Raw genomic sequence first — 26,197 nt, forward strand, 5'->3', positions numbered from 1 at the left:
TCCAGGGAGGCCGCTTTGCCGGGCGGGCAGGCAGCAGGCGGTGCAGGATCATGCCGCCGAGCATCGCGGCGACGAAGATGGCTGCGGGAACAGGGGCGATGGCGAGATCGGCGATGGCAGGCCCGGGGCAAAGCCCGGCGATGCCCCAGCCGATGCCGAACAGCACCGACCCGCCGATAAGGGACCGCGTGATCCCGGTCGTGGCTGGCAGGACGAAGGATGTGTCGGCGAGCGGGAGTCGAGCCGTTGACGGATGCTCCAGGCGACCGCCATCGGCAGGATGGCGCCGACCATCACGAATGCGAGGGTCGGGTCCCACGCGCCGCCGAACAGGTCGAGAAACGCGCGGACTCGAGCGGGATCTGACATGCCCGAACGCGCGAGGCCTGCACCGAACAGCATGCCCGCCAGCAGAGCGATCAGCACGCGGCGCATCACGACGTCACGCCCAGCGCGCGCACCGCCGCCACAGTGGCAAACCCTGCGGCCATGAAGCTGGCGGTCGCGGCGATCGACCGCGGCGAGAGGCGCGACAGGCCGCGAGACACCGTGACCGCTGGTGCAGCCGCTACCCATGCGCGTGCCGAACCCCACGATCAGGCCACCAAGCACGAGGGCCGCGATGGATGTCGGAAAACGGGTCGTCACCGGTCCGACGGCAAACGCGACCAGCAAGGCGCCGAGTGGCAAACCCAGGATGAACGCGCTGGCGATCGGCCATGGCGTCCCGCCCGGCGCGATACCCGTCGCGCGCGCGACCATGCCGCTGACGCCGGCGATCCGGCCCAGTCCCAGCAGCATGATCGTGCCGGCAAGGCCGATCAGCAGGCCGCCGGTCAACCCGGCAAGCGGCATGGCGCCCGTCCAGTTCATCAGAGGACGTTCAGCGGAATCTGGAGGTAGCGCGTGCCGTTCGCTTCGGGCTCGGGCAAGTGGCCACCGCGCATGTTGACCTGGATCGACGGCAGGATCAGCTTCGGCATTCCCAGGGGCGCGTCGCGGGCGGTCCGCATCGCGACGAACGCGTCCTCTTCGACACCGTCATGAACATGGACGTTGCCGGTCCGCTGCGCGCCGACCGTTGTCTCCCAGACATAGCGGTCACGCCCGGGCGCCTTGTAATCGTGGCACAGGAACAGTCGTGTCTCGGCAGGAAGGGTCAGCAGCCGCCGGATCGAGCGGTAGAGCTGCCGCGCATCGCCGCCCGGAAAATCGGCGCGTGCCGAGCCATAGTCGGGCATGAACAGCGTATCGCCGGTGAACACCGCCTCGCCGATGACATAGGCCATGTCGGCCGGGGTGTGCCCAGGTACGTGGAGCGCGATCGCCGGTATCGAACCGATCGCGAATGCATCGCCGTCGTCGAACAGCCGGTCGAACTCGGAGCCGTCGCGGGCGAAATCGGTACCGGCGTTGAAGATCTTGCCGAACACGTCCTGCACCCGCAGGATGTCGCGGCCGATGGCGAGCGCGCCGCCCAGCGCCTTCTGCAGATAGGGTGCCGCCGACAGGTGGTCGGCATGGGCGTGTGTCTCGAGCAGCCAGTCGATCGTGAGCCCCTCCCTCGCACATACGCGATGATCGCATCGGCGGAGGCGGTATCCGTCCGGCCTGCGGCCGCATCGAAATCGAGCACGCTGTCGATGATCGCCGCACGCAGCGTCGTCGGATCGTGCGCGACGTAGCTCGCGGTGTTCGTCGGCTCGTCGAAGAAGCTGCGAACGACGAGTTTGGGGCCCTCCCGAGCGATGGACACTTGCGATGCGGCAGCGGCGAGAATCAGGTCGGTCATGACGCCCATATACGGCCACACTTTCAGACTTGCAATACTTCTGTAATTACGTATGTACGTTGCGTGTGAAAGCGTGTCGAGGCAATCAGATGGCGATGATACAAAACGCAGATGCAGCGCACGTCGGCGCTACGGGACCGCGACCGCTGCGGATCGGCGATACCGCGCCGAACTTTCACGCCCGCACGACGCGTGGCGAAGTCAGTCTCGACCAGTATCGCGGTCGCTGGGTGGTGTTCTTTTCGCATCCGGCCGACTTCACGCCGGTCTGCACGAGCGAATTCATCGCGCTGGCCAAGGCGATGCCGCAGTTCGAGGCACTGGACGCTGTCCTGCTCGGGCTTTCGGTGGACAGCCTGTATTCGCACATCGCATGGCTGCGTGCGATCCGAGAACTGTTCGGCGTCGAAATCCGCTTCCCGGTCATCGAGGACCCATCGATGGCGGTCGGTCGCGCTTATGGCATGATCGACGACGATGCCGCCGATGCGTCCGCGGTCCGGGCCACGTATTTCATCGACCCCGACGGCGTCATTCGCGGCGTGACCTGGTATCCGATGACGATCGGCCGCTCTATCGACGAAATGATCCGCATGCTCGCCGCGCTGAAGCGGTCGGCCGATGGCAGCGTCCTCACGCCCGCCGGCTGGCAACCTGGCAACGATGTGCTGGTGCCCCCGGCCCAGACCGCGGAGACGGCGATCGGCGAGAACGCTCCTGCGGACTGGTTTCATCAGACCCAGCCCGATCGATGACGGCGATCTATCAGTCCCGCGAGCGCGCCAATGCCGCGGCCGACCGCCTCAAAACCTATGCACAGCCGCAGCGGCTCATGATCCTGTCCCGCCTGCTAGACGGCGAACAGATCGTCGCCGAGCTCGAACGCTCCACGGGGATCGTCCAGCCGGCCCTCAGCCAGCAGCTTGCCGAATTGCGAAAGGCCGATCTCGTCGTGATGCGCCGCGCGGCGAAACAGGTTTTCTACCGACTGGCGGATGACGACGTGACGCTCTGCGTCCGCGCGATCGAGGCGATGTTCGGCAGCGGCGAGTCCGTGGCGACCGCCTTGGAACGCGTCACCGAGTCTGCCAAAGCGTCACCGGCAGCTACCCCTAAGCCCAGTGTCGCAGCGATGTTCGCTCGGGTCGGTTGAGCCCGCCCGAACCGCGGATCCGAACCGGGCCGGTGCAGTATTCCGCGATGCAGGGGTCCGCAGCGCCCGTGGCTGATCGCGGTTGACGGCATAAGATCGCGGTCGTCGACTTTCCGCGCGCGTGACCATCCCGCCGGAATCAGACCCGGCGTCGGGTTCGGTGATTCGAAGGAGCCGATGTATTCGCCGGACGCGGCTTAACCGGTGCCGCGGCCATTGGTCGGCCCCAGACATCACCGGCAAACACGTTACCGCGACGAGCTGCCTATGGTTGGCGGCCGCAAAATTCGCTTTTCGCATCCGCTGGATGGCGAGGATCCGGTGGCGGCTAGCGGCTTTAGGCAATACACCTTGCCGCCATTGTCTTCTAGATTAGTGTGCAGGCATGATCACAAGACGCTCTGTCATCGCTTCTTCTCTCGCCATGTGCGCGACCTCGGGGATGGCTGCCGCGCCTCGCGTCGTGGCCGACTGAAGCAGTCGGTTAGCCGTTGGTGCTACCAGAATATTCCGCTCGATCAGTTGTGCGCCGCCGCAGCCCGCATCGGGTTGGAAGGCATCGATCTTCTGGAGCCTGCCGATTACGAGGTGCCGCGCCGGCATGGATTGCGCTGCACGATGGGCTACGCCGCCGACATCATGACGATCCCCAATGGTTTGAACCGGCGTGAAAACCACGCTGCGATCGAACGAGCCTTCCGGATTGGTATCCCGCAAGCTGCGAAGGCCGGCGTGCCCAACGTGATCGCCTTTTCAGGCAATCGCCGCGGCATGTCCGATGCGGAAGGCGCCGACAACGCCGTCGCAGGCCTGAACCGTGTCAGGAAAATCGCCGAGGATTATGGTGTGACGATCTGCGTCGAGCTGCTCAATAGCAAGGTCGACCACCCTGACTATATGGCCGACCATACCGCCTGGGGCGCGCGCGTCGCCAAGGAGGTCGCCTCGCCACACGTCAAGCTACTGTACGACATATATCATATGCAGATCATGGAAGGCGACCTGATCGATACGATCCGGAAGAATATCCAGTGGATCGGCCATTTCCATACCGGCGGGGTTCCTGGGCGCCATAACCTCGACGACAAACAGGAGGTGCATTGGCATGCGGTTGCGCGCAGCGTTGCCGATCTCGGCTTCCAAGGCTTTTTCGCGCACGAATTCGTGCCTGTTGGCGATCCACTGGCCGCACTTGCGGAGGCGGTCCGGACCTGTACCGTGTGACCCGGAATCGGACGCTCACACCCCTTCCCTCGCTTCCCAACTTCGGACGCTGGTTCATTTTTGCGAATGACCGATTTTGAAAGCTGGCTAACCGCGCGCGAATGTCGTGATGGGGAAGGAAAAGCGGATTGGCAGCTTTCGGCGCTGCACTTCGAGAAACCTGCCGCCGAATGCGCCCCCAAACTGCATCAGCTTTTTGCACCGGCGGATACCTAGCTTCTTCCCGTTCGCTGGCCGACGCAAAATCCGTAGGTTTTTTATTGCGATCGCCAATTGGTCGTCCCGACCCGGTGGGTTATACAAGTGAAGCAGCAGCTGCGAACGGGGACATGGTTATGCCTGTCAAAGACCTAATCGGGCGTCCAAGGCCTACCGCTGAACAAAGAGCTTTGAAGAAAGAGCTGTTCGAACGCCTGCAGTCTTTCCTACGTCGCCGTCCTGGCTCTTCTGATGATGAGGGGCTATCTCCTGTGGGGCCTCCATCCGGTCCCAGTCCCATGCCGCTAGCAGGTGCAGCTGAGATCGCCGGCGACTGATCCTGCTAGGCATAACAAAACTTTTGACTTCTGCATCACCGTAAACAGCAGTTCGTTCAGGTAGCGGGGCAGGAGCCAAAGGACCGCTTCGGGTTGATAGCGGCCGGCCCGCTTTCAAGCAGCAAGCGAGAAACGGATGTTCAAACTCAATGGCGCCACGCCGCCTGACCTTGGCTGAGGCGGGCCGCAGCCTGCGATAGGCCGTGTCGAATGCCGTTGCGCGCGGTCAAGTGAACGGAAGGTAAGGCACCCCGCTCCAGGTGCGGCGCACGGCGCCTCCCCGGCTCAGTAATTCCACTGCAATTGCGTACGGATCACGTCGCCTTCGGCGCGCCCCGCCAGCCGCTCGTCGCCTTCGCGCCGCTGCATATGGGCATAGGCAAGCGTCAGCTCGAGCTCGGGGTTCGGCTGGAACTCAATCCCCAATTCGATCTCGTCGGTCTCGAGCCGGGGCGCGTTGGTCAGTGCCTTCCAGCCGCCGCGGTAATATTGCCAGCGCGCATAGGGCATGAACGGCCCGACCGGCGAGCGTCGCACGCGTGCCATCGTCTGGACGTAGCCGCCGTTCAGCGGAAGAGAGCGGATCGCCTGGCGGGACACGTCAAATTCGGGACCACGCCCCCAGTTCCATTCCGCCTGGAAGCCCAACGGTTGCGGGTAGAGCACCGCATGGATCCCGCCGCGTTCCTCGCGGTAGACGGTGTCGCTCGTCCCACCGCTGCGGATTTCAGGCTGTACGCCATTGCGCAACAGAGCACCGCCCAGTTCGAGCACCTGCCCGTCGAACGCCCCGCCCAGCCCGTCGAGCGCGAACGGCCAGGTAGCCATCGCGACCGTCATCACGCCGTCGTTGGTTTCGGTCCGGTTGATCCCTTGCCCGTTGAAGACGCCAAAGCCGAACGCGCCGTAATTGCCGAACAGCTTCTGCCCGTCCTCCTCCAGCCTCTGCCAGATGCGTTCGACCTGGCGTGGAGTGTAATAGGCGATCACGCCGATATCGCGTTCCCCTGGCACCGCGCTATTGATGCCGTCACTGCGATCGAGCGTCAGGCGGTTGGACGAGGATTGCATGTTCTCCCACCCGAACGGCACCTTCGACTGACCGAAGCGCAGCCGGAACCGCTTGTCGCGGTCGAGGAAGGTATCGACGTACGCGTCGCGGAGCTGGACAAACCCTTCCCGGCGTTCACCGCCCGACTGATTGGCGACGCTGTTTGCGAAGTCAGGCTGGAAGTAGAAGGAGACGCGGTCGCTCAGATCGCCCTGCAGGATCAGGCGAATTCGGCGGAAGGTGAAGTTGGTATCGTCGCCGATCCCGCCGTCCCCGACCGAGCGCAACCGCGAGATTCCGTCCGGCGCGCGGCGGTCGCCGCTGATGATCTCGTTGAAGCGCAATTGCGTATAGCCGCGAATGGCGATGCGGTCGTACCATTGCTGTTTGGCGGGTTTCTCGACGGCAGCGATCGCGACCGTCGGTTCCGCACGCGGCGCGGCCGGCGCGGCCGGCGCGGCCCGCGCGGTCGTCGGCGCCGCTGCGACGGCCACACTGGCGGGCGGTGTCGGCGCGGGGCCGGGCGACGCCTTACCCTTTTGCGCGGCTTTCATCTCGGCGATCGTCGCCTTCAGTTCATCGATCTGCGCCTGCAATTCCTGCACCGTTTGCGCCTCCGCGCCTTCTACGGGGAGGATCGCGAAGATTGCGCCGAACGAGGCCGATAAAAGTCGTCGTTGCACGGATCATACTCACGGATCGTCGACGCTGTAGGCGATACGGCACCGCCCCTGATCGTCGCTGCAACCCCGAACGAGGGCCGCCGATCGGCCCGCCTATTGCCGCAGGATCAGGACCTCGGCAAGATCCCGTCGCAGTGCCGATACTGCTGCTGCCAACGTCCGGCTTTGGGCGAACGCACCCTGCGCTACGGCTTCCTACCAGACCCACTTGCACACGTCGCGTGTTGCCCAGCAGAAGCAACAGCTGAACAGTCTGCCGGCATTCCGATCAAAAACCCTTGAACCTGGTCACACCCCCATTGACGCAAAATCGACAGCTGTTCGTCGGTTTCGACCCCTTCGGCAACGATGATCAGCCCCAGGCTTTTGCCGAGACCGATCGTCGCCTTGACGATCGATGATGACGAAGCATGACTGTCCATCGTGGCAACGAAGCTCCGATCGATTTTGATCTTATCGAAAGTGAACTCCTTAAGATTGCTTAGCGACGAATGCCCTGTTCGAAGTCGTCCATCACGACCTTGGCCCCGTAATCGCGCAACGTCTTGAGCGTGGCGAGAACGTTGTCGCGCTGGAATCCCAGAAGGGTCGCACTTTCGGTCACTTCGAGTTCCAATCGGTCAAAAGCGACGCCCCAATGTCTTGAGAGATCGCGTATTTCGGTCGCAAGGCTCACGGAGCGAAACTGTATTGGCGACAGGTTGATCGCCAGTGATACCCGGGGATCCCAGGTCGATGCAGCACGAAGTGCCTGATCGATCATCCATGAACCGATAGTCCCGATGAGTCCGCTGGACTCGGCGATGGGTACGAAGACGTCCGGTGGTATTTCGCCCCGGCTGGGATGCAGCCAGCGAAGCAGCGCTTCGTACGCGACAATCTCCAGCGATACCGTGTCCGCGATCGGCTGGAACGCCAGACGAAGTTCATTCGCCGAGATAGCATTTTCCAAGTCCCGAGCGAGTTGCACGCGCTGGCTCTCCTCGTCCTTCAAATGCTTGTCGTAGATCCGCGCCGTATTCCTGCCGTCGAACTTGGCGCGGTAGAGCGCGAGGTCCGCGCGTTCGTGAAGCTCCTCTCCTGCCTGACCCGGTTCCGAAAGGGCCACTCCGACGCTCATCTTGATGGCGACCCCCTCGTCCGACGGTGCCGACGCCATCTTGAAGATGCGCGAAATCAGTGCTTCCGCCGCCACGGGCTGTGAGCGCGCTACCTGAATGATGGCGAATTCGTCACCACCGATGCGCGCGACCAGGTCATCGCCACGGGCACACGAGGACAGGAGCTGTGCCGTACGTTTGAGGACGCGATCTCCACCCGCATGACCCAGTCGATCGTTGATCGCCTTGAACGCGTCCAGATCGACGGCAAACACCGCTACGATGTCACCTGTCCGCGCGCTGCGAGCGAGTTCATGGCCGAGGCGGTTCTCAAACAACAGGCGGTTCGCCAAGCCAGTCAGCATATCGTGGTTGGCTAGGAACTCGGCGCGGCGTTCGGCGGCTCGCCGGCTCTCCACAGCGTTGCGGTATTCGTACAGTCCGCGGGCCAGGTCGCCGAGCTCGTCGGCCCGCTCCAGTCCGGGAACCTCTCCGTCGCTTGCACCCACTTTGAATTCGCGCAGTCGCGCAGCCATGACCGTTATCGGTGATACCAGTCTCCGACGAAGCCAGATGGCCATGCCGAATATTATCGCTACGATCACGAGGCCCCCGAGTAACACCGAGACGATGTCCCGACGGCTCTCCCGCCTATTCTGGTCCGCCGCCTTCCATATTGCCGAGGTGAGTGCCCGGCGCGCCTGACTACGGCTCGTCTCCAAGGCCGTTAGCGAGCCCAGGAAGCGAGGCATGGCGGACTTGATTCCGGAGGGCCTTAACCGGCTCGTTTCAATCAACTGGTCCGAAGCCTTGGCAAAAGCAGCGGCCGCTTGCTGCACCTCCTTAATCGGAGCCGATCTCACTTGGGATCTGCCATCAGGTGATCGGGCTGTCTGCGACGAACGCCGTTTGAAGTCCGCGATCCGCTCGCGAAGGTCTCTCCAACTCGCGTTGGATACTTTCACGCCGCGTTCGGCGTCGCGGGTCAGGCGGCCAATGTCCTGACGCAACCGACGTTGTGCCTGATCCAGCCGATCCTCGTGGCCGAGCGCCTCGCTAAGCCGCGTAATCCGCAGATCCGCCTGATGGATTTTATTGCTGACCGAAAGGCCGATTGCCAACAGCGCCAGTGCCATCACGATGACCGACGTGCAGGCTATGGATACGCGTGCTGATATCGATAGTCTCACAGGCTACTCCCAGAACCCTGATTGACGCCAAAGCGTTACGTTGTGGTTATGGGAAGCGCCCGGCGCGGTAATTCTTAAAACGAGCTATGCTCAGAATATGCCCAGTGCGAGATCCGCCCATATGAGCATGGCGATAATCGCGGATACGCCAATCACGGATGCACGCCTTCGCATTTGATGAACCAGCAAAAAGGCTAGTTCAAAAACTATACCAAGGGGCGATAAGCAGCGCCGCGGCCGCTACACAATCGGTTTGGTCCCAACGCATTTCGTCGGTGATTCACATCGCCACGAGGGGCGATATAAGGACCACAGCGAAATTTCCGCATACAGGCCAAACGCCTCGTACCCCGCGAGCCGACCGTATCTGGCGAAATGAATGTCATCGGCAGCTTCATCAAAAATCTATCTTGAGTTGCAGCCGTTCGATCTACTCGATTTTCGCCCCCTATTGTTTTGTACGACAAGCCTCGACTCATATCGCTTGAAAGTGACGACGTTCATTATAGTCGTCCGTCGATACCACAGCGTACCGCTGTCAGTGGCCCGTATTGCCTGAACATCGGCGACACTCCTTCCGCTCCACGAATCCAATTGTCATTCTTGCGAGCGGTGAGACGGTATCATTCCAAAGTTTTGTGTCCCGGGTCGCCATACGCATCCGCAATCATGGCGCCCGCAGTTTCTCTGTAGACGGCCTCCCACGCCTGACGGATATCAGGGGTAAAACCGATGCCCAGGATTTCTTCGAATGTGTCGATTAAAACTTTTTCCAACTGCCGCGTATTGATACGCGCGGACGCCGTATTTGACGTGCCTTTTGGCCAAATCCGATAATGTTGGGCGTAGGCTATCGAGATTTGCAACATTCTGAACGAGAACGTCCATCGTTTTAGCAAATATGACGATCTGGTGTGTCATATCGTCGGGAAAGAGCGCTCGGGCAAAGGGGTGATCCAGGAACAATCGATGATAGAAAAGTTCGGAATACGAGCGAGGAGATCGTGCGATTAGCGCATAGCTCTGAGTCACGAGCTGGACTTGTTCCATCGTAAGAGACACTCAACCCTCCTACCAATGCCCCCATCTGCTTCGCGACTTACCATAGCAGGTGCATGATATGATTACCGTTTCTAGCCATGAGGCAAGCGGAATCCGATCTGGCCGTTCGAATACCGTAAACCGTTTAATCCTAGGGTCAGGTCGCGGCAACGTGGGAGCGGGCCTGAGCGTGTCGATCAACTTTAGCCTGCCCCGAGTTCGACAGAGCCTCTCGAAATACCGACTGAGCTGCTGGATAGCGTGCATCGCTCTGCGCGATGGACACCCGCCCAAGACAATTTAGCCCGGCGGACGTCGCCATACTCGGCAACTTCGCCAACATCGTTTCCGACCAGTTCGAACTAAGGCAGATCTTCGGCGCAAAATTGCCATCGTCCACGGGCGTTCCTCTCCCGTCCGACGGTTTCGCCGCTCGGCATATCGACGATACGCAGTTGTCTCACCGCGGTGCTTTTTCCGCATCCGCGGCAACGGATAGCGGGCCAAGCCTCGGATCAACAAGACCCCACGAAGAATCCACGCTCTTGTCCTACAAAAGGATTGATTGCGCGGATTGATCGTTTTAGCGTGACGCCAAGTCGCATGGAAAACCAGCGACACTAAGGGGAGAGAGACATGAACGCGAAAGCGCGCCTTTGCGCATCCGTGGCCGCCGTGGCGATCGCCACGGCGGCACCGGCAACCGCACAGACTTCCAGCACCACCACTCGGGTCAAAGCCGGCGGCCAGGATCTGCCCAAGCCGACGACGGCTTCGGACCAGAATGCCAACCCCGCCGCACCACAGCCATCGGTCCAGGAAAGCCCGACCGAGGGCGGTGACGAGATCGTCGTGACCGGCCTTCGTCGCAGCCTCCAGTCGGCGCAGGCGATCAAGCGCAATTCCGACGGCATCGTCGATGCGATCGTCGCCGAGGACATCGGCAAGCTGCCGGACACGTTCGCGTCGTCCGCACTCGCGCGGGTGTCGGGCGTGCAGGTGACGCGTGGCGGCGGCGAGTCGGCCGGTGTCACCGTGCGCGGGCTGCCCGATCTCAGCACGACCTATAACGGCCGCGAGATCTTCACCGCGGAAGGCCGCTTCGTCCAGATCCAGGATTTCCCTGCCGGCACGGTCGCCGCGCTCGAAGTCTATAAATCGGGCACCGCCAACCTGATCGAGGGCGGCATCGGCGGCCAGGTCAACGTTCGCGGCCGTCGGCCATTCGATTTCAACGGCTTCGAACTGTCGGGGTCGTTGAACGGCGTGAACTGGCAGCAATCGGGCAAGATGTCGTGGAACGGCAACCTGCTCGTTAGCGACCGGTGGGATACCGGGATCGGCGAGATGGGCCTGCTCGTCAACGCCTCCTATGTCGGCATCAATTTCCTCGATGCCACGCGCGAGCAGTCGCTGGTAATCGGCACCACCAATTCGGCGAACACGCCGGATACCGCCGGCGGAGTCCGCTATCCAGACGCACAATCGCTCTTCCTCGGTTACGGTCGACGTTGGCGGCCATCCGCCAACGCGGCGTTCCAGTGGAAGCCGACGCCCGAGCTCGAAATCTATGTCGACGGCCTGTACCAGGGCTATCGCGGACGCGACTCAACCGGTTCATGTTCGTCCCGATCTTCGGCGGTGCCGACTTCCAGCTGACGAACCTGACCACGCGTCCCGGCAACGCGAACGTGGCGCAAAGCGCGACCGTGACGGGCGCCAATGCGCCCGACGGCTATTATGGGTCGGCCAACGGCACGACCAACACCTATCAGGCGGGTGGCGGCGCGATCTGGAAGCATGACAATCTGCAGATCTCGGGCGACGTTGCCTATACCGACAGCAGCTACACGTTCGACCTGATCAACATCGACTATACGTTCCGCAGTTCGCCGGTACGCAACGTCGTGTTCGAAGCCCCGGTACCGATGGCGGCCCGACGCTGAACCTGGGCGACTTCAACCTGACCGACCCGGCCAACTACCTCAGCCGCGGCTTCTTCCAGGAATATACCAAGGTCGGCGGCAAGGACATCCAGTCGCGCGTCGACGTCCAGTACGATTTCGGCGATGGGCTATTGAAGCGGTTGCAGTTCGGCGTCCGCTACAATGATCGCGACGCCAACCGCGATCGCGGCGCGCCGTACATCTTCAACCTGACCGCGCAACTGCCGATCACCGCGCTGCCGGTGAGCACGGAATCCACGCTAGCCGGGTTCGGCTACAACAACACCTTCCCCATCCGCACCTTCACCGCGATCCCGTCGAGCAGCATCCGCGATAATCTGGTCGCGCTGCGAAGCTTCTACGGGGCGCCGGCAGGCCGACCGGAATTCAACCCGTCGGAGAATTTCCGCGCGAACGAAAAGGCGCTGGCCGCCTATGCCCAGGTCAAATACGGCTTCGATATCGGCAGCGTGGTCGTCGACGGCGTCGTCGGCTTGCGCGCGATCCGCACGAAGAACCGCATCAGCGGCTTCCTGCGCGACGAACAGACGCCGGGAAATTTCGTCATAACGCCCGTCACCGCGAAGAACGAATACACCGACTACCTGCCTAACGTCAGCGCACGTGTCGCCGCTACCGATGAGTTGCAGCTCCGACTCGCCTATACGCAGACCCGGACCCGGCCGAACTTCTTCGACCTCAATCCTGCGCTGACCGTCGGATCGCCGCCGACGATCGATCCGAACAATCCGCCGAACTCGAACGACCCCAACAGCAACGCGCGCACTATCACGGCCGGCAACCCTAACCTGTCGCCGTTGACGTCGAACAATTACGATGCGAGCCTCGAATGGTATTTCTCGCGGAGCGGTTCGCTGACCGGCGCGATCTTCCGTCGCGATGCGCAGGGCTTTATCTCGAACACGACGGTCTTCACCACCGACCCCACTTATGGTCGTGTACGTTTCACGCAGCCCGAAAACACCGGCGCGACGCGGTTCCAGGGTGTCGAAGTCGGCTTTACGAGCTTCCTCGATATCGACGGCCTCCCCAATTGGGCAAAGGGCTTCGGCCTCCAGGCCAATGGGACCTATGTCGACTCTAAGGGCGATCTCGCCTCGACACTCGCGACGTCGCCCAACGTCGCCGGCCAACAGCAGCGCTTCAACGGCGTATCGAAATGGACCTATAATCTGGTCGGACTGTACGAGCGCCCGTTCTTCTCGGCGCGGGTCGCGTATAATTACCGCTCGGACTTCGTGCAATATTACAGCCAGGAGCCGCTCGACGTTGACGTCAACGGCGCGCAACGCACAGGCGGGGTCATCGAGAAAGCGCGCGGACAGCTCGATCTGTCGGCAACGGTCACGCCAGTGCCGAGCGTCACGCTGGCATTCGACATCGTCAACGTGCTGGGCAATCCGATCCGGCGCTATCGTGAGTTTAACGACGCCGGCAACCAGTTCGCACGCCAGATCTTCTACCTCGAACGCACCTATTCGCTCGGCGTACGATTTCGGTTCTGACCTGACACAGCGGTCAAAGGAGATATACTCATGCAGCGTACGGATTTCAGACGGATGGGCGTAAGGAACTTGGCTTTCAAGGCGGTCTTCGCGCTCAATTATGGGCGGCCAGCGCAATGACGCGGCGTTGGAGACCGTGGATCGCGGGCGCGATCGGGGGCGCACTGGTTACCGCGGCGGCAGCCACCGCGCGCAACCCGGTGTTCCAAGGTGCCGACCCGCACGCGATGATGATCGACGACGAGATGTGGATCTTTCCTACCGGCGGTCCGGGTGGAAGCTGGGCCGCGGACAGGTTCGGTGCGTTCTCGTCGCGTGATCTCCAGACCTGGACCAGCCGTGGCGAGATCCTGCGCCGCGATCAGATCCGTTGGATCGGCGACGACGGCGCAAAGGCGCATTTCCTGTGGGCGCCGGGCGTCGCGACACGCGACGGCAAATGGTATCTCTATTATTCGGTCGGGCCGCAGAACCCGACCCCGAGCCGGATCGGCGTCGCCGTCGCGGACGCACCGCAGGGCCCCTACCGCGACAGCGGCCAGCCTTTGGTGACCGGCGGGCGGCAGGCGAATGGCCAGTTCGAGGCGATCGATCCGATGGCCTTCGTCGATCCACGTTCCGGCAAGGCCTATCTCTACGCCGGCGGCAGCGCGGGCGCGAGGCTGCGAGTCTGGGAGCTCGGTCGCGACATGGTCAGTCTTGCGCGGGAAGTCCCGGTCGACCAGCCCCCAACTTCACGGAGGGCGCGTTCATGCACGAGCGCGACGGCGTCTATTACCTGTCTTACAGCCACGGCCATTGGGACCGGCCGGATTACTCGGTCCATTACGCAACGGCCCGCTCGCCGATCGGCCCGTGGCGCTATCGGGGGAGATTCTCAAAAGCGACGCATCACATCAGGGACCCGGCCACCACAGCTTCGTCCGAACGCCGGCAGGCGATTGGCTCATCGTATATCACCGTTGGGATCAGCGATCCGGTACCGGACCGTTAAAGGGCGAGCGCCAAGTGGCAATCGACCGTGTTCGCTACGGCACCGACGGATCTATAGCACCTATCGCAATGACTGACGGCGATGACGCGCCGATGCTGCCCCGCATTGGGAGACGGCGCGAATAGAATGGTACAGTTACTACCCACCGGATGGAAAATTATTTATGTTCGAACAATGTTAATTTCTGAGCAAGCGGCTAACCGGTAGCGTCGATACTTGAGGCACGTGTGGCGCGGGCTATGCCAAATCGGGCAAGAGCCGGTTCGGCTGCTAGGGCGCCGCCGAGAATGGATCCACCTCGTGCAGCAAACGGCTGACGATCCGCCAGGCCGAAATCAACACACGCGCGTGCTGGCAAGCCTATCGAGGTAGATGCTGCGTGACGACCTCGTTGCAGCATTCCTCGCCGAGTATGAGGCAGAGCCCCTTCGCCTGACGGCTGAAACTGTCAGTGCCCGCCCCGAGCGGGAGGCCGAACTCGCGAATCTGGATCACCAACTCTCACGCGCAACGATAGCCATTCTGAAGGGGGCGGATGCGACGGTGTTCGTCGAGGACATCACGGTCTGGAACGAGCGTCGCCATGTCCTGCTCGCCGAACAGGACGCCGCGCAGACCGCATCCGCAGAAGCCCAGTTGCTGCAACCCGACCTTGGTGCCTGTATCGCGAGAAGGTCGGACAGCTCACTGCGGCGTTCCAGGACGATGCGCTAAAGGCGCAGGCGTTCGAACATCGCGAGCGGTAGTCCTGACGCCGGACAACGATGATCTCACTATCGAGCTGCGCAGCGAGCGCGCGACAATGCTGACGCTATCTGCTCGAGCAGAAAAGCAAAAAGCCTTCGCGGGTAATCCCTCGGAGGCATTGCAAATTACGATGGTTGCGGGACAGGATTTGACCGCTGCAGAACTCGGTTCCGACTACTGGGCGGTGCCATCGCGAACTTACGATAAGGATAATCAAGCCAGCGCCAGAAGATACGTGGCGATTTTTTGCGGCCCGCTTCGATCCAGCGCGTCTTGTCGACGGCTCCTTCTCAGGATGGAATAAAAATGCATCGGGTGCCGCCAGGGACTGCAAAGCTCGAAATGAAGGGCTCATTTTCACCCCTATTTTCGGGGAAGCATCCCATTCCTCGAAAACGCGGATAAAAGGTTTTTAAGATTCTTCGTGAGCCACTTAAGGTGCCGCGGGAATAGTTCAGTCCCATTTCCGGGGACCCTACGCCGGGAACCGTGCGCCCGGCATGGAAAAGTACAGCAAGTCGTATCGTATCCACCGCGCTTCGCGTCAGGCCGTCTGTCGCTTCGCTCTGTCCGGCCCCCGGTGGAACGACGGGACCTGGCGGGAGGCCCCCATCTCATCCCCCTCCCCAGCACAATCCGGCGTTCATACATGCCTACCACTCCGGCCCGCGTCCCCAAACTCAGGTTAGGGAGACGCTCGATGAGCAGCACTTCAGTATCCGAACAGCGTCGGCGGCACCCTAATGTGCGCATCCGCCTGCGCGATGAAGATGAACTGGACCAGTTCGATCAGCCAGTCGAAGACGCAGGCTTTTACGGCGCCCATGCGCGCGGCGACTGGCTCCGCAGCCGTCTGCCCAGCGTCATCGTCCGGCCTACGCCGCCGCCAGCTCTGCCAGCGGACAATCCGTGGGCCGATACAATTGCCGCCACTGACGGGTTGGCGAACGAACTGGCCGATATCCACTTGCTGGTCGACCGCCTCGTAACGGGAACCCTGCGTGTCGCAGACGCCGACGGACTGCGTGACACCCTTTGCAAAACTGTCGCTGCCATCCTCGCTCCGAAGGCCTGCTGGAATACCAGCGTTGCCTAAATAAAACCCCGGAAGAGCAGGCCCGGCGTTCGCGCCTTCGCGAAGCAGGGCACCCACAACGTCGAAAATGCGGCAATTTCGCTTCTTGGATCGAAGGCGCACGATTTGACGCCGGTTATTACCCAGGCCACGCCGATACCAGATTCACATGATGTTGCAAATATGTAACGGACATTGGAACTTCGCAACAGGGCGACCGTCACGAAATAACAGTCTATTGCGCCGCAGCAAATTTTCCGAGACACCCCCGTTGAATAAAAAGGGGGCCTAACAATGATGAACCTGACCTTGCTGCGCGCGGGCGTGTGCCTGCCCGCCATGCTTCTAGCTGCGGCCAACGCACACGCGCAGGCGGTAGACGTGGAACCTGCGGCTGCCGCAAGCGCTTCGAACAACAAGGCGGCGGACACGGCCGACGACATTATCGTCACCGGGTCGCGCATCCGTCAAAGCCCGCTCGAACAGCGTTCTCCGGTCGTCACACTGGATTCTGCCGCGCTTGCGCAAACCGGCCTGACCTCGGTGGCTGATATTCTCCAGCGGCTCCCCAGCGCAGCGGGTGGGCTGAACACGAAGGCGAATAATTCGGGCAACATCGGCAACCCGCAGGATGGCGGCGGAGTCGGCGCTGGCTCGGCCGAAATCGACCTGCGGTACCTGCTCGCCAAGCGGACGCTCGTGCTGGTCGACGGGCTTCGCTACGTCAACGGTGCGTCCGCGAGCGGCATTCCCGGCACGGTCGATCTGAACACCATTCCCAACAGTTCGATCGAGCGCATCGAGGTGCTGCAATCGGGCCAGTCACCGCTGTACGGTTCGGATGCCATTGCCGGCGTCGTCAACATCATAACCAAGGCCAACCAAAAGGGACTGCGCATGTCCGGCCAGTTCGGTACGTTCCGCGCAGGGGATGGCCATTCCTATAACGGCGACATCAGCTACGGCGTGAAGGGCCCGAATACATCGCTCGTCTTTGGCGCGAGCTACGTTAAGGAAGGCAGCGTCCGCACGAGTGACCGGGCCGGTTCGCAATTCCCCAACCCGGGGCAGACGACCTGCCTAGATCCTCGCGGCGGTTGCTCGGGCGCGGCTCTGGGCGGTCGCATCGTCTTTAACCCCGGCAACGCCATCCGTCCGCAGGGCGGCACGCTCACGGTCCGCCAGAACGGCCTGACCAGTCGCGGTGTTTACGATCCAACCCTCGTGGGCGGGGATTTCCGTGCTTTCACCGCCGCGGACCGGTTCAACTTCTCTCCGTTCAACTATTTCCTGACCCCGTCCGAACGCTACGGTGCGTTCGTGAGCTTCAAAGGCGAACTCGGCTCAGGTATCAATCTGCGGGTCAAGACGGTGTACAATCACCGCAACTCGCAGAACCAGGCCGCCTTCCTACCATTGAACGTTGGTCCCGACGCGGGAACCGGCACGCTCACTGACCGGATCTCGATCGACGCGACCAATCCGTTCAACCCGTTTGGCGTTACGCTGTCAGCCGGTGGCGCCGGCCAGCCCCCGGCGAACTATGCCTTGGTCGGACGCCGCCTCGTCGAGGCGGGCCAGCGCACCTACAATCAAAGCGTTGACACGATGTCGGTCACCGCAACGCTGGACGGCAAGTTCCAAGTCGGCGGGAAGACGTTCTACTGGGACGTGAACGCGGTCCAGGGCTTCAATGACGCCAAGCAGGTGTTCACGGGCAACATCAATACCCAGCGCCTCGCGCAGGCACTTGGCCCGCTTTCGCAATGCACGGGCGAGTGCGTGCCGTTCAACATCTTCGGCGGCGCAGGATCAATCACGCCGCAGATGCTGGCCTTCGTCGGCTTCACCGAGCGCGCTAAGAGCAACCAGGAATTGCGCGATTACACCGCCAACCTCACGGGTGAACTGTTCGACCTCCCCGCCGGCCCGATCGGCGTCGCGGTCGGCTACGAACATCGCTACCAGAAGGGATCGTTCACTCCCGACGCGTTGATCCAGGCAGGTTTCGGCGCTGACATTCCCGCTCAGGCGGCCAGCGGCGCATTCAACTCGGACGAGGTATACGGCGAAATCCGCGTGCCGCTGCTGAAGGACGTGCCGTTCTTTAGTTCGCTGGAAGCGTCGGGCGCGGTTCGCCATGTGAACTATTCGATCAGCGGGAGTAACACCACCTACACCGGTACGGGTCTTTGGAAGCCGATCCCGGATCTGCTGCTGCGTGCCTCCTATGCCACGGGATTCCGTGCGCCCAGCATCGGCGAGTTGTTCGGCGCGCAGTCGCGGTCCGATATCGGCATCCCCGATCCGTGCAGCAACATCGCCGGCTCCCGCTATCAGGCGTCCGCCACGGTACGGACCAACTGCGCGGCCAACGGCGTTCCCACGAACGGCAGCTATCAGGAACCGACGGGTCAGCTCGGCGTGACGACCGGCGGCAACAGGGCGCTCGCGCCGGAAACTTCGAAGACCTGGCTGTTCGGCGGCGTGCTCAGCCCGGCGTTCATGCGCGAAAGCGGCCTTGCCAGCCAATTCGCGCTGGAAGCCAATTATTACGACATCAAGGTATCGGGCGCGATCGCCTCGACCAATCCGCAGGTGACGTTGGCGCGGTGTTCCGAGGCGGGCGACGCGCTGAGCTGCGCGAACGTGGTGCGCAGCAGCAGCGGCCGTATTTCGAGCATCGTCGGCTTGTTGCAGAACATCGGGCAGATCCGCACCCGCGGCATCGACCTGACGCTCAACTATCGTTCGCCCCAGACCGGCGCGGGTATTTTTGGCTTGTCGCTTAACGGCAATCATCTCATGAAATACAGCGAGACGACGCCGACCTCGACCGGATTCAGTGCGATCAGCTATCGTGGCACAACCCGCGGTTCACCCGACCAGTCCTATCCCAAGTTCAAGGGAACGGGTGTCGTCAGTTGGAGCATCGCCGATATCGAGGCGTCGTTCACCGGCCGCTACATCAACCATGTCCGTGAGGCGACGGGCGCCCGGCTGGACAACACCTTCTACGGTGACTTGCAGCTGACCTTCTCGCCGGCCTTCCTGGACAGGAAGTTCGATTTCACGGCAGGCGTACGGAACATCTTTAATCAGGATCCGCCGGCGTGCACGACCTGCACCGGTCCGAACTACGATCCCACTACCTACGATGTCCCGGGGCAGTTCGGCTATCTGCGCCTCTCTTACCGGATGTGATATGGCCGTACGATTGCTCAGGTGACCTTGGATAGCCTGACCGAACTTCGAGGAAGGACGTCACGCCTTCCTCGAAGTACGAATAACCTGCATTCTTCCGGCATTTGTTCAAGAACAAAATTTGCCGCGATCTGCGTCTTTCCTTGAACATCAGGCACCGACGTGACCGCAACAACGCTCGCTCAGAATGCAACTCTCTAATTTTGACAGTATCTAGCAACCCGGTAGCGGCTGCGACTTTCAGATCTGCTTCGGATCGGAACCTCTGCCTCGCATCAAGACAGTGATCGGCAATGATGGCGCGGCCGTTAAACCTACTGCCGGGCTCCACAATGTAAAAGAAGGGCGACGCAAAATGCGGCTATGGACCTGGATCATCGGCCTGGGGTGTCTTGCCGGCATGGCGACGGCACCAGCCGCGGGGACGCCCGATCGCACGCCACCGCCCGCGGTACTGGTCCGCCTGTTCGACGCGTGGCGCGCAGCCGCTGTACCGCCGCGACGGGATGGCGTCGCAGACTTCAGTTCGGTCGCGCTGGCCGGACAGGCCGCGGAACTCCGCCGGTTGAAGCATCGCCTCGCCGCCCTCGATCGTGCGGGCTGGCGCCCGGCAGCCATCGCCGACGCCGCCCTGATCGAAGCCGAGATGAACGGTCTGGATTTCGATCTACGGGTGCGCCAGCCTTGGGCGCGCGACCCAAGCTATTACGCCACGGTTTTCGGGGAGGAAAGCGACGTCCCGGCGCATGAAGGACCATCCGCCGATACGATCGACCTGTTCCGCTACGACTATCCACTGTCCCCGGGCGATGCCCGCGATCTTACGAAGCGGCTCGCGGGTGTGCCCCTGTTGCTGGCACGTGCTCGGGTCACATTAGCGGACGGCAATGCCGCAGACCTGTGGCGCTACGCCGGTCGCGCGCTGGACGAACAGGCCGATGTATTGGCTGCGCTGGCCGCCGGCACGCTGACGATGCGGACAATCGACGGGCCGAAGCGGGGCACGCTGGCCGGTGCCGGCGCGCCAGTACGCACCGCCGCCCTCGCCGCCGAGGCTGCAACCCGTGAATTCGCGCGCTGGGTCGCCGTGCAGGCACCGACGAAGACCGGCCCGTCGGGGGTCGGCAAGGTTAATTACGACTGGTATATGAAGCACGTTCAGCTCGTGCCGTATGACTGGGACGAACAGGTCGTGCTGCTACAGCGCGAACTCGATCGCGCCTGGGCCGGACTTGCGATGGAACAGGTGCGCAACCGTTCCCTCACCCCGGCGACCGCGATGACCGACCCTGCCGCCTATCGCAGCTTCGCGGCCGAGCGGATGAAATACTTTACCGATTTCGTCATTGGCGTTGGCTTCGTGCCCGATCGACACTTTTACCGAGCAGCGCTGGCCGCACAGACGGTCGATTATATTACGCCTGCAAAGCGCAACTTCTTCCATCACGTCACGGCGCTCGATCCGCGTCCGCTCTATTCGCACGACATCCATTGGGTCGAACTGGCGCGGATCAGGCAAGAACCGCACCCAGACCCGATTAGACGGACGGCGCCTCTCTTCAACATCTTTGCCGCGCGTTCGGAAGGGTTCGCCACCGCGTTTGAGGAACTGACGATGCAGGCCGGCCTGTACGACGATAGCCCGCGCGGTCGCGAGCTCGTCTGGATCATGCTCGCAAACCGCGCCGCGCGCGGGCTCGCTTCGCTGCACGTTCAAGCGAACACAATCGATCTGGCGGCTGCTGGCCGCTTTCATGCCGCATGGACGCCACGCGGCTGGTCCGATCCCGACAATGTGCTCGTCGGCTTCGAACAGCTTCTCTACCTGCGCCAGCCTGGCTACGGCACCAGCTACGTCACGGGCAAGCTGTTGCTCGATGCCCGCATCGCTGCATTTTCGCAGGAGGCGGACCGTGCCCATCGTACGCCGCCGTCCACCGCCGCAATCTTGTCCGATATCGCGGACCAGGGCATCCTGCCCTGGCCGCTACTACCGCAACCGTCGGGCGCCCCGCGAGCTGAAGGGAAGTAAGGTGTCCGAGAACGAGGGTGCTCCAACCATCGGTTGGGCGGAGCTTACGTCCCTGTTTGATTGGCCCGAAATTCGAGGAACGCCCATTAATCGGTAACTCGGACCCAATTTGGGAAGCAAAGCTCGGCAGCGTGACCCAAGCGGACACTTACGGCCTCTTTCCAGTACCCCCAAACCGGCCGTTCGTTCACGTAAAATCGAGAGTGACAAATTGGTTAGAACCGCCACTTTAGGGTTACCGCCGCAGCGGGTGTTACAACCGCAGGGTTTTGGCTTTTAATGACATGGAGCTTTGTTTCTGCGTTAAGGGGCCCGGCGAACTCACCGCTTAGCGGCTTCGTTGCAAATTTCGCCTTATCGGCGTCCGAAATCCAGATGTTCATGTTTTTGGGGGCGCAAACGATTATTTCATCAGCCGGGCTGCGGTCTGGGCAAGTTTTTCTTTATGGTGAACCTTTTCAAGATCAAATTCAGCCATCTGCGGTGTGATGGTGGTCTGAGCACCAGATGCGGCAAAAAAGGCGGTCACGATCGCAGCGATCACGTCAATCACCATGAAGCATTCCGTACTAGCACGGCCTCACCCCCCAACATGACAGCAATTACCGGGTTGATCGGGAGCAGCCATGTCGCGTCCGTCCTCGGCATCATTCAGGGCAATAACATAGCTGGCTTGCGGAAAAGCATTGGTTCGTCTCCGTTCGCAGTCGACGCGCCTCCATCCCGATCAACGATCTAGTTTCGGTAGAGGCGCAGCGTGAACCTTACTTGCTAGGATCAGGGCCGATGAGGTCAATAAACTTACCGGCCGGGTCGAGCCCGATCGCGACGAGCAAGGTGTGATCGGGGTAGACGAGGCTGAACTCGTCGTACCCAAACCCATCGGGCCGTCGAAAGCGGATGGCCTGTGGAATGCCGAGCGGCTGTAGGCGGCGGTGTGCGTCCACAAACGCTACGCGGCCTGCATCAAGATGTCCGGTGGCAGCAACGTGTAATCAGGCTCGGGCGCGGCACGGCCGGCCAGAAGGCGGCGCAGCATCGCCTCCCCGCCCGGAAGCGGCACGGTCCGGGGCGTGAAGACCGAGACGGGGAAGCTGCTTCGATCGTAGCAGCAGCGGGCGCTTGACCGAGGCGGCGCAGCGTAGTCGCGAGCGCATCGGCGGCGGGGACCTTGAGATCGGGCTGCACGCCACGTCCTTCCCAGTTCGATCCGGTAACGGGGCTCTCCGCACGACCAGCAGGAATAAACGCCATGACACCGTGCCCGATCGAAACACGCTCCCCAGGGTTCGCGCCGCCACCAGTCACCTCGCCGACCACTGTGCCGAGCTTCAGTGTCTGCAGGTCGTAGGCGAGTTCCTCGCCGCCCGAAAAGGTGTTGCCGCTCGTAAGGACATAGGCAGGCACACCGGCGAAGCTGACAGGGTCGGCTCGCTGAAGAAGGACTTGCGCGTGAGGTTGGTCGTCCCCGCCTTACGCCACACGATGCTGCTGATCCCGATCCGCTGGCCCGCTGGCACGAGATAGCTGACCAGGTAGCTCACCGACGCCGGATCGCCGCCACCGTTGCCGCGCATGTCGAGGATCAAAATGCGACTGCCCTTCAACCCTGCCATGGCGCGGTCGAGCGCGGGTTTGAACGCCCAGGGATTAGCGAAGCCAAAGATTTCGAGGTAGCCGATTCCACCCGGCAGCCGATCGGCGCGGACGATGCCGGCCTCACCTTCTGGTAGTGACGCGACGCTCTCCGCTGGTCGGCTGGTTGTGTCGAACACCATAAGATGCTTGTCGGTCATGACACCGCGTAGGTCGTCGGTCAGTCGCGTGGCGAAAGCGGGCAGGTCCACAATCCGATCGTAGGCGCCCGACGTCGCTGCGGCGGTGATCGCGGCGGCCCCTTCTCACCGACAACCGGATATATGTATTTGCTGCGCAACTCGGTCGACAAGCGCGTCACGATCGCTGCGCGGGCGGCCGGGTCGAGCTTCGTAGTCCGTGCAGGTGTAGCCGAACCCGTGGCGGTTTGAGCGCCGGCAGACGGTGACACGGCTAAAGCTAACAAGGGGAGGAGCATCACGAGGGCATGGCGACGGCGGGACATCGATTACTCCTTGGTCGATTTGAGAGCGGCGAGGCGCATTGGGATCGATAACGCATCAAGCTGGGCGTCAAAGCGATCAAGGACTGAGATCAGAGAAGCGTCGATGTCCGCAAACAGGCCATCAAACAGGGCGTTGAGGTCCGCGTTGAAAGCCCTGAGCGCGGCAGCGTCGTGACGTGCTTTGTCCGTCGGGCTTAAGACCCGTCGCCGGCCATCGGACGGATCAGCGTTGACCTCGACCAAGCCTCGCTCTTGGAATTCCCGTGCCATGCGAACGATAAGCGGGTGAGACAATCGCAGGCGCCGCGAGATTTCTACCACCCCGATCTGTTGGTGCTCAACGATCAGTAACAACATTGAAGCGTCGCGGGGTGGAACGTCGATACCTAGCTGGAGAAGGACTCCGCTTATCTTGATCGACGATTCGGTCCGACGAGCGGCGCAGTCGATGCGCAAGGAACGCGCTTCCGTGTGACTCGATATAGTCAGTCATCCTCAAAAGATGATCGGTAACAGGTTACGTATCAAGTTACGTATGTTAGTTTTCGATTTATCAACACGGAGAACTACGACTGCTCAGGTTTATCGGAACGGTTGGTTCGGGATCTCTCGCCGATCTACTGAACCGCCTGGGATCAGTCGAAGGACTGCCAAATCTCCCGGCCAATCCCAATACCCGTGATTAACGCGACTTCCCGCGCTTTCCGACATGAGGCACTCGGTCATTCTGCCAGTTACGCGTCGCAAGCAAGCGTGGCTGCGAGAAGCCTCCATCTAATTAAGGCTGTCGGGTCGACCGCGACTTTGCTCGTTCCGCGGCAAACGACTCGGCCGCGGACCAGCTGGGCCAACTACGTCCCATAGCGATCTCGCGACCGAGCCCATATGCAACGCCGCCCTCTTGCGCGGCGCCCGTCATGCCCCGGCGGGGATCGAATTCGTCGCAAGTCTGATGGCAGCAAGCCGCGTTGTAGCGCGCGCTCCCGCCCCCTGGCAACGAGACCACTATTGATGAGATCGCGGCCCGCTCTGAACTACACACCGGGCACGCCTTTTGCGCCAACGCGTAGTGATCAGACCGGTAGTACCAGCCTGCCTCGGTGTTTTCCTCGGGCACGATCTTGATCCCTTGCGCGCCAGCGATGCGCGCTAGGTCGGTTTTTCGCGGCGTCCTGCTGACAGTAATCAGCTTGAGATCACGCGTCCGGTCCAAAACGACATGCGGAAAAGACATCTTGACGATGCCATCGCAGAGCTGGGGCTTAGCGAGGTCGAACTCGCGTGGCTGGAGGAGCCTTATGTGCCGCATGCAGTGATCGGATTCGCGTGAACGCATCTACCCGATCGTGCTTGAGCGAAAAGGAGGGCTGGCCGCCAGCCACGATACTATCACGGCAAGGAGAACATGCTGATCCCCGACGGCAAGCGAGACAAGCTGACGACCTTGCGCGCCATAGCCAGTCGCCACAGCATTGACCTGATCGCCGCCGCGCTCCAGTTCAGCCTCGCACCCAACGTCGCGTCGGCGTTGATCGTCGGCACCGGCAACCCCGCCCATAGAGCCTCGCCGACCATGCCGTGCTCCAGGCGAAGATACCGCCCGCCTTCTGTGAGGAACTGCACTCGACCGGCATTCTCCATCACGACGCCGCCGTTCCGACTAACAAGGACTGATCCGATGCAGACCCGCAAACTCGGCCGCCAAGGCCTCCAAGTCACCGCTTTCGGCCTCGGCTGCATGGGCATGTCCGATTTCTACGGCAGCCGCGACGAGGCGGAGTCGATGGCCACGATCAACAGCGCACGGGTCGACCCGGACGTTCCTATCGGGAGACGGTGGGCGCGATGGCCGAACTCGTCTCCGCGGGCAAGGTGATATATCTGGGCCAGTCGGAGGCTGCGCCCGCAACGATCCGCAGCGCGCATGCCGTGCACCCGATCACCGCTCTTCAAACCGGATATTCGCTTTGGAGCCGCCACGTCGAAGCCGAGATACTGCCCACCTGCCCCAAGCTCGGCATCGGCATCGGCATCGGCATCGGGCCCTACAGTCCCCTCGGCCGCGGCTTCCCGACCAGCCAGTTCAAGTCGCCCGACGATGTGGACCAGAGCGGCAGTCGTCGCGACCATCCCCGCTTCCAAGGCGAGGTATTCCAGAAGAACCTCGACCTCGTCGCCGCGATCGCGCGATGGCGAGCGACAAGGGCTGCACCCTATCTCGGTTGGCGCTCGCCTGGGTTCTGGCGCAAGGTAAGGACATCGTGCCGATGCCCGAAACTAAGCGTCGCAAATATCTCGAAGACAATCTCGGTGCGCTCGATGTGGCGTTGTCCGACGCTGACCTTGCGCGCATCGACGAAGCACTGCCACCGGGCGCCGCGCAGGGGACCCGCTATCCGCAGGCCTCCATGGCGAGCATTGATCAGTGAGCACGCCCTCTTTCACCGCGATCGCGCCGAGTAGGCTCGCTGTCGTCACGGGCGCCGCCAGCATCGGCTCAGGCGGTAACGTGTTTGCCGATCCGGCGGTGTGGGACCAAGTGATCGGCGTCAACCTGCTTGGCGTGTTAAACGGCATACAGGCGTTCGTCCCCGCGATGATCGAGCGCATTGCGCCTGCGGTCGTCATCAACCCAGCCGCCGGGCAACACCGCCTACAATGTCAGCAAGGCCGGCGTGAAGGCGCTAACCGAGGGGCTGGCGCACAGCCTGGGTGAGCGCACGGGTGACCGAGTCAGCGCACATCTACTCGTGCCCGGCTTCACCTGGACTGGCATGAGCATGCGCGGCACCGCCCCTGTGC

The 26,197-nt window shown here is 62.0% G+C and carries 23 protein-coding genes and 6 pseudogenes; 17 read left to right on the top strand and 12 right to left on the bottom strand.

Annotated features, from left to right (window positions below; all coding sequences use genetic code 11):
• Positions 1–34 precede the first annotated feature (34 nt).
• From AC0IX7_RS07625 to AC0IX7_RS07635, 3 pseudogenes are all read right to left on the bottom strand, one after another.
• A pseudogene (locus tag AC0IX7_RS07625) lies at positions 35–435 on the bottom strand (DUF6691 family protein); the annotation flags it as partial.
• A pseudogene (locus AC0IX7_RS07630) lies at positions 435–873 on the bottom strand (YeeE/YedE family protein). The pseudogenes AC0IX7_RS07625 and AC0IX7_RS07630, both read right to left, overlap by 1 nt.
• A pseudogene (locus AC0IX7_RS07635) lies at positions 873–1,792 on the bottom strand (MBL fold metallo-hydrolase). Before AC0IX7_RS07635 ends, AC0IX7_RS07630 begins: the two co-directional pseudogenes overlap by 1 nt.
• 89 nt (positions 1,793–1,881) lie before the next feature.
• Here AC0IX7_RS07635 and AC0IX7_RS07640 point away from each other — a divergent pair.
• The 4 genes from AC0IX7_RS07640 (at position 1,882) to AC0IX7_RS07655 (ending at position 4,385) form a co-directional block, all read left to right on the top strand.
• On the top strand, positions 1,882–2,547 hold the full coding sequence (locus AC0IX7_RS07640; RefSeq protein WP_471811079.1) for a peroxiredoxin: 666 nt from the start codon (positions 1,882–1,884) through the stop codon (positions 2,545–2,547).
• Entirely contained in the window at positions 2,544–2,945 is a 402-nt protein-coding gene (locus AC0IX7_RS07645; RefSeq protein WP_471811080.1) for an ArsR/SmtB family transcription factor, read from the top strand. The genes AC0IX7_RS07640 and AC0IX7_RS07645 overlap by 4 nt, the downstream gene beginning before the upstream one ends.
• A 267-nt stretch (positions 2,946–3,212) precedes the next feature.
• Positions 3,213–4,169 carry a hydroxypyruvate isomerase family protein gene (locus AC0IX7_RS07650; RefSeq protein ID WP_471811081.1) on the top strand — a complete coding sequence of 319 codons (957 nt, stop codon included), beginning with the start codon at positions 3,213–3,215 and terminating at the stop codon, positions 4,167–4,169.
• 66 nt (positions 4,170–4,235) lie between these two features.
• Positions 4,236–4,385 carry a hypothetical protein gene (locus AC0IX7_RS07655; RefSeq protein ID WP_471811083.1) on the top strand — a complete coding sequence of 50 codons (150 nt, stop codon included), beginning with the start codon at positions 4,236–4,238 and terminating at the stop codon, positions 4,383–4,385.
• A 605-nt stretch (positions 4,386–4,990) separates the two neighbouring features.
• Here the strand turns inward: AC0IX7_RS07655 and AC0IX7_RS07660 are convergent.
• The 4 genes and pseudogenes from AC0IX7_RS07660 to AC0IX7_RS07675 form a co-directional block, all read right to left on the bottom strand.
• On the bottom strand, positions 4,991–6,439 hold the full coding sequence (locus AC0IX7_RS07660; RefSeq protein WP_471811084.1) for a porin: 1,449 nt from the start codon (positions 6,437–6,439) through the stop codon (positions 4,991–4,993).
• A 185-nt stretch (positions 6,440–6,624) separates the two neighbouring features.
• Positions 6,625–8,675, bottom strand: a pseudogene (locus AC0IX7_RS07665) (putative bifunctional diguanylate cyclase/phosphodiesterase).
• A gap of 677 nt (positions 8,676–9,352) precedes the next feature.
• Positions 9,353–9,505, bottom strand: a complete 153-nt coding sequence (locus AC0IX7_RS07670) for a hypothetical protein (protein ID WP_471813986.1) — start codon at positions 9,503–9,505, stop codon at positions 9,353–9,355.
• Positions 9,447–9,779: a globin domain-containing protein gene (locus AC0IX7_RS07675; RefSeq protein ID WP_471813796.1), complete on the bottom strand. Its 333-nt coding sequence runs from the start codon at positions 9,777–9,779 to the stop codon at positions 9,447–9,449. The genes AC0IX7_RS07670 and AC0IX7_RS07675 overlap by 59 nt, the downstream gene beginning before the upstream one ends.
• A gap of 269 nt (positions 9,780–10,048) precedes the next feature.
• On the opposite strand from AC0IX7_RS07675, the gene AC0IX7_RS07680 reads away from it, so the two are divergent.
• From AC0IX7_RS07680 to AC0IX7_RS07725, 10 genes and pseudogenes are all read left to right on the top strand, one after another.
• Entirely contained in the window at positions 10,049–10,348 is a 300-nt protein-coding gene (locus tag AC0IX7_RS07680) for a hypothetical protein (RefSeq protein ID WP_471811086.1), read from the top strand.
• Between the two features lie 58 nt (positions 10,349–10,406).
• Positions 10,407–11,429, top strand: coding sequence for a TonB-dependent receptor plug domain-containing protein (locus tag AC0IX7_RS07685; RefSeq protein WP_471811087.1), 1,023 nt, complete (start codon positions 10,407–10,409; stop codon positions 11,427–11,429).
• Positions 11,390–11,716, top strand: a complete 327-nt coding sequence (locus AC0IX7_RS07690; RefSeq protein ID WP_471811088.1) for a hypothetical protein — start codon at positions 11,390–11,392, stop codon at positions 11,714–11,716. The genes AC0IX7_RS07685 and AC0IX7_RS07690 overlap by 40 nt, the downstream gene beginning before the upstream one ends.
• Before the next feature lie 2 nt (positions 11,717–11,718).
• Entirely contained in the window at positions 11,719–13,242 is a 1,524-nt protein-coding gene (locus AC0IX7_RS07695; RefSeq protein WP_471813797.1) for a TonB-dependent receptor, read from the top strand.
• Positions 13,243–13,487: 245 nt separating this feature from the next.
• Positions 13,488–14,050 (top strand): annotated as a pseudogene (locus tag AC0IX7_RS07700) (family 43 glycosylhydrolase); the annotation flags it as partial.
• A gap of 47 nt (positions 14,051–14,097) precedes the next feature.
• Positions 14,098–14,361: a family 43 glycosylhydrolase gene (locus tag AC0IX7_RS07705; protein ID WP_471811089.1), complete on the top strand. Its 264-nt coding sequence runs from the start codon at positions 14,098–14,100 to the stop codon at positions 14,359–14,361.
• Positions 14,362–14,608: 247 nt separating this feature from the next.
• Positions 14,609–14,950 carry a hypothetical protein gene (locus AC0IX7_RS07710; protein WP_471811091.1) on the top strand — a complete coding sequence of 114 codons (342 nt, stop codon included), beginning with the start codon at positions 14,609–14,611 and terminating at the stop codon, positions 14,948–14,950.
• A 733-nt stretch (positions 14,951–15,683) separates the two neighbouring features.
• On the top strand, positions 15,684–16,079 hold the full coding sequence (locus tag AC0IX7_RS07715) for a hypothetical protein (protein ID WP_471811092.1): 396 nt from the start codon (positions 15,684–15,686) through the stop codon (positions 16,077–16,079).
• Between the two features lie 276 nt (positions 16,080–16,355).
• Positions 16,356–19,262: a TonB-dependent receptor domain-containing protein gene (locus AC0IX7_RS07720; protein ID WP_471811094.1), complete on the top strand. Its 2,907-nt coding sequence runs from the start codon at positions 16,356–16,358 to the stop codon at positions 19,260–19,262.
• A gap of 355 nt (positions 19,263–19,617) precedes the next feature.
• The gene (locus AC0IX7_RS07725; RefSeq protein WP_471811095.1) at positions 19,618–21,294 is read left to right on the top strand and encodes a DUF885 family protein; all 1,677 of its coding nucleotides are present in this window, start codon (positions 19,618–19,620) and stop codon (positions 21,292–21,294) included.
• Positions 21,295–21,697: 403 nt separating this feature from the next.
• Here AC0IX7_RS07725 and AC0IX7_RS07730 read toward each other — a convergent pair whose 3' ends face one another.
• From AC0IX7_RS07730 to AC0IX7_RS07750, 5 genes are all read right to left on the bottom strand, one after another.
• Complete coding sequence (locus AC0IX7_RS07730) at positions 21,698–21,850, bottom strand: hypothetical protein (protein WP_471811096.1); 153 nt, start codon at positions 21,848–21,850, stop codon at positions 21,698–21,700.
• 410 nt (positions 21,851–22,260) lie between these two features.
• The gene (locus AC0IX7_RS07735; RefSeq protein ID WP_471811098.1) at positions 22,261–22,701 is read right to left on the bottom strand and encodes a S41 family peptidase; all 441 of its coding nucleotides are present in this window, start codon (positions 22,699–22,701) and stop codon (positions 22,261–22,263) included.
• A complete protein-coding gene (locus tag AC0IX7_RS07740; protein WP_471811100.1) occupies positions 22,626–23,141 on the bottom strand; it encodes a S41 family peptidase in 516 nt (171 codons plus the stop codon). The genes AC0IX7_RS07735 and AC0IX7_RS07740 overlap by 76 nt, the downstream gene beginning before the upstream one ends.
• A gap of 257 nt (positions 23,142–23,398) precedes the next feature.
• Positions 23,399–23,851 carry a MarR family winged helix-turn-helix transcriptional regulator gene (locus AC0IX7_RS07745; protein ID WP_471811102.1) on the bottom strand — a complete coding sequence of 151 codons (453 nt, stop codon included), beginning with the start codon at positions 23,849–23,851 and terminating at the stop codon, positions 23,399–23,401.
• A 933-nt stretch (positions 23,852–24,784) separates the two neighbouring features.
• Positions 24,785–25,018, bottom strand: a complete 234-nt coding sequence (locus AC0IX7_RS07750; RefSeq protein ID WP_471811104.1) for a hypothetical protein — start codon at positions 25,016–25,018, stop codon at positions 24,785–24,787.
• A gap of 55 nt (positions 25,019–25,073) precedes the next feature.
• Here AC0IX7_RS07750 and AC0IX7_RS07755 point away from each other — a divergent pair, with 55 nt between their 5' ends.
• From AC0IX7_RS07755 to AC0IX7_RS07765, 3 genes and pseudogenes are all read left to right on the top strand, one after another.
• Entirely contained in the window at positions 25,074–25,271 is a 198-nt protein-coding gene (locus tag AC0IX7_RS07755) for a hypothetical protein (protein WP_471811106.1), read from the top strand.
• Positions 25,241–25,824, top strand: a pseudogene (locus tag AC0IX7_RS07760) (aldo/keto reductase). Before AC0IX7_RS07755 ends, AC0IX7_RS07760 begins: the two are co-directional and overlap by 31 nt.
• Positions 25,821–26,111 carry a hypothetical protein gene (locus AC0IX7_RS07765; RefSeq protein WP_471811108.1) on the top strand — a complete coding sequence of 97 codons (291 nt, stop codon included), beginning with the start codon at positions 25,821–25,823 and terminating at the stop codon, positions 26,109–26,111. The pseudogene AC0IX7_RS07760 and the gene AC0IX7_RS07765 overlap by 4 nt, the downstream one beginning before the upstream one ends.
• The last annotated feature ends 86 nt before the right edge of the window (positions 26,112–26,197 follow it).

It is taken from the genome of Sphingomonas sp. AC411 (genome assembly GCF_979253035.1).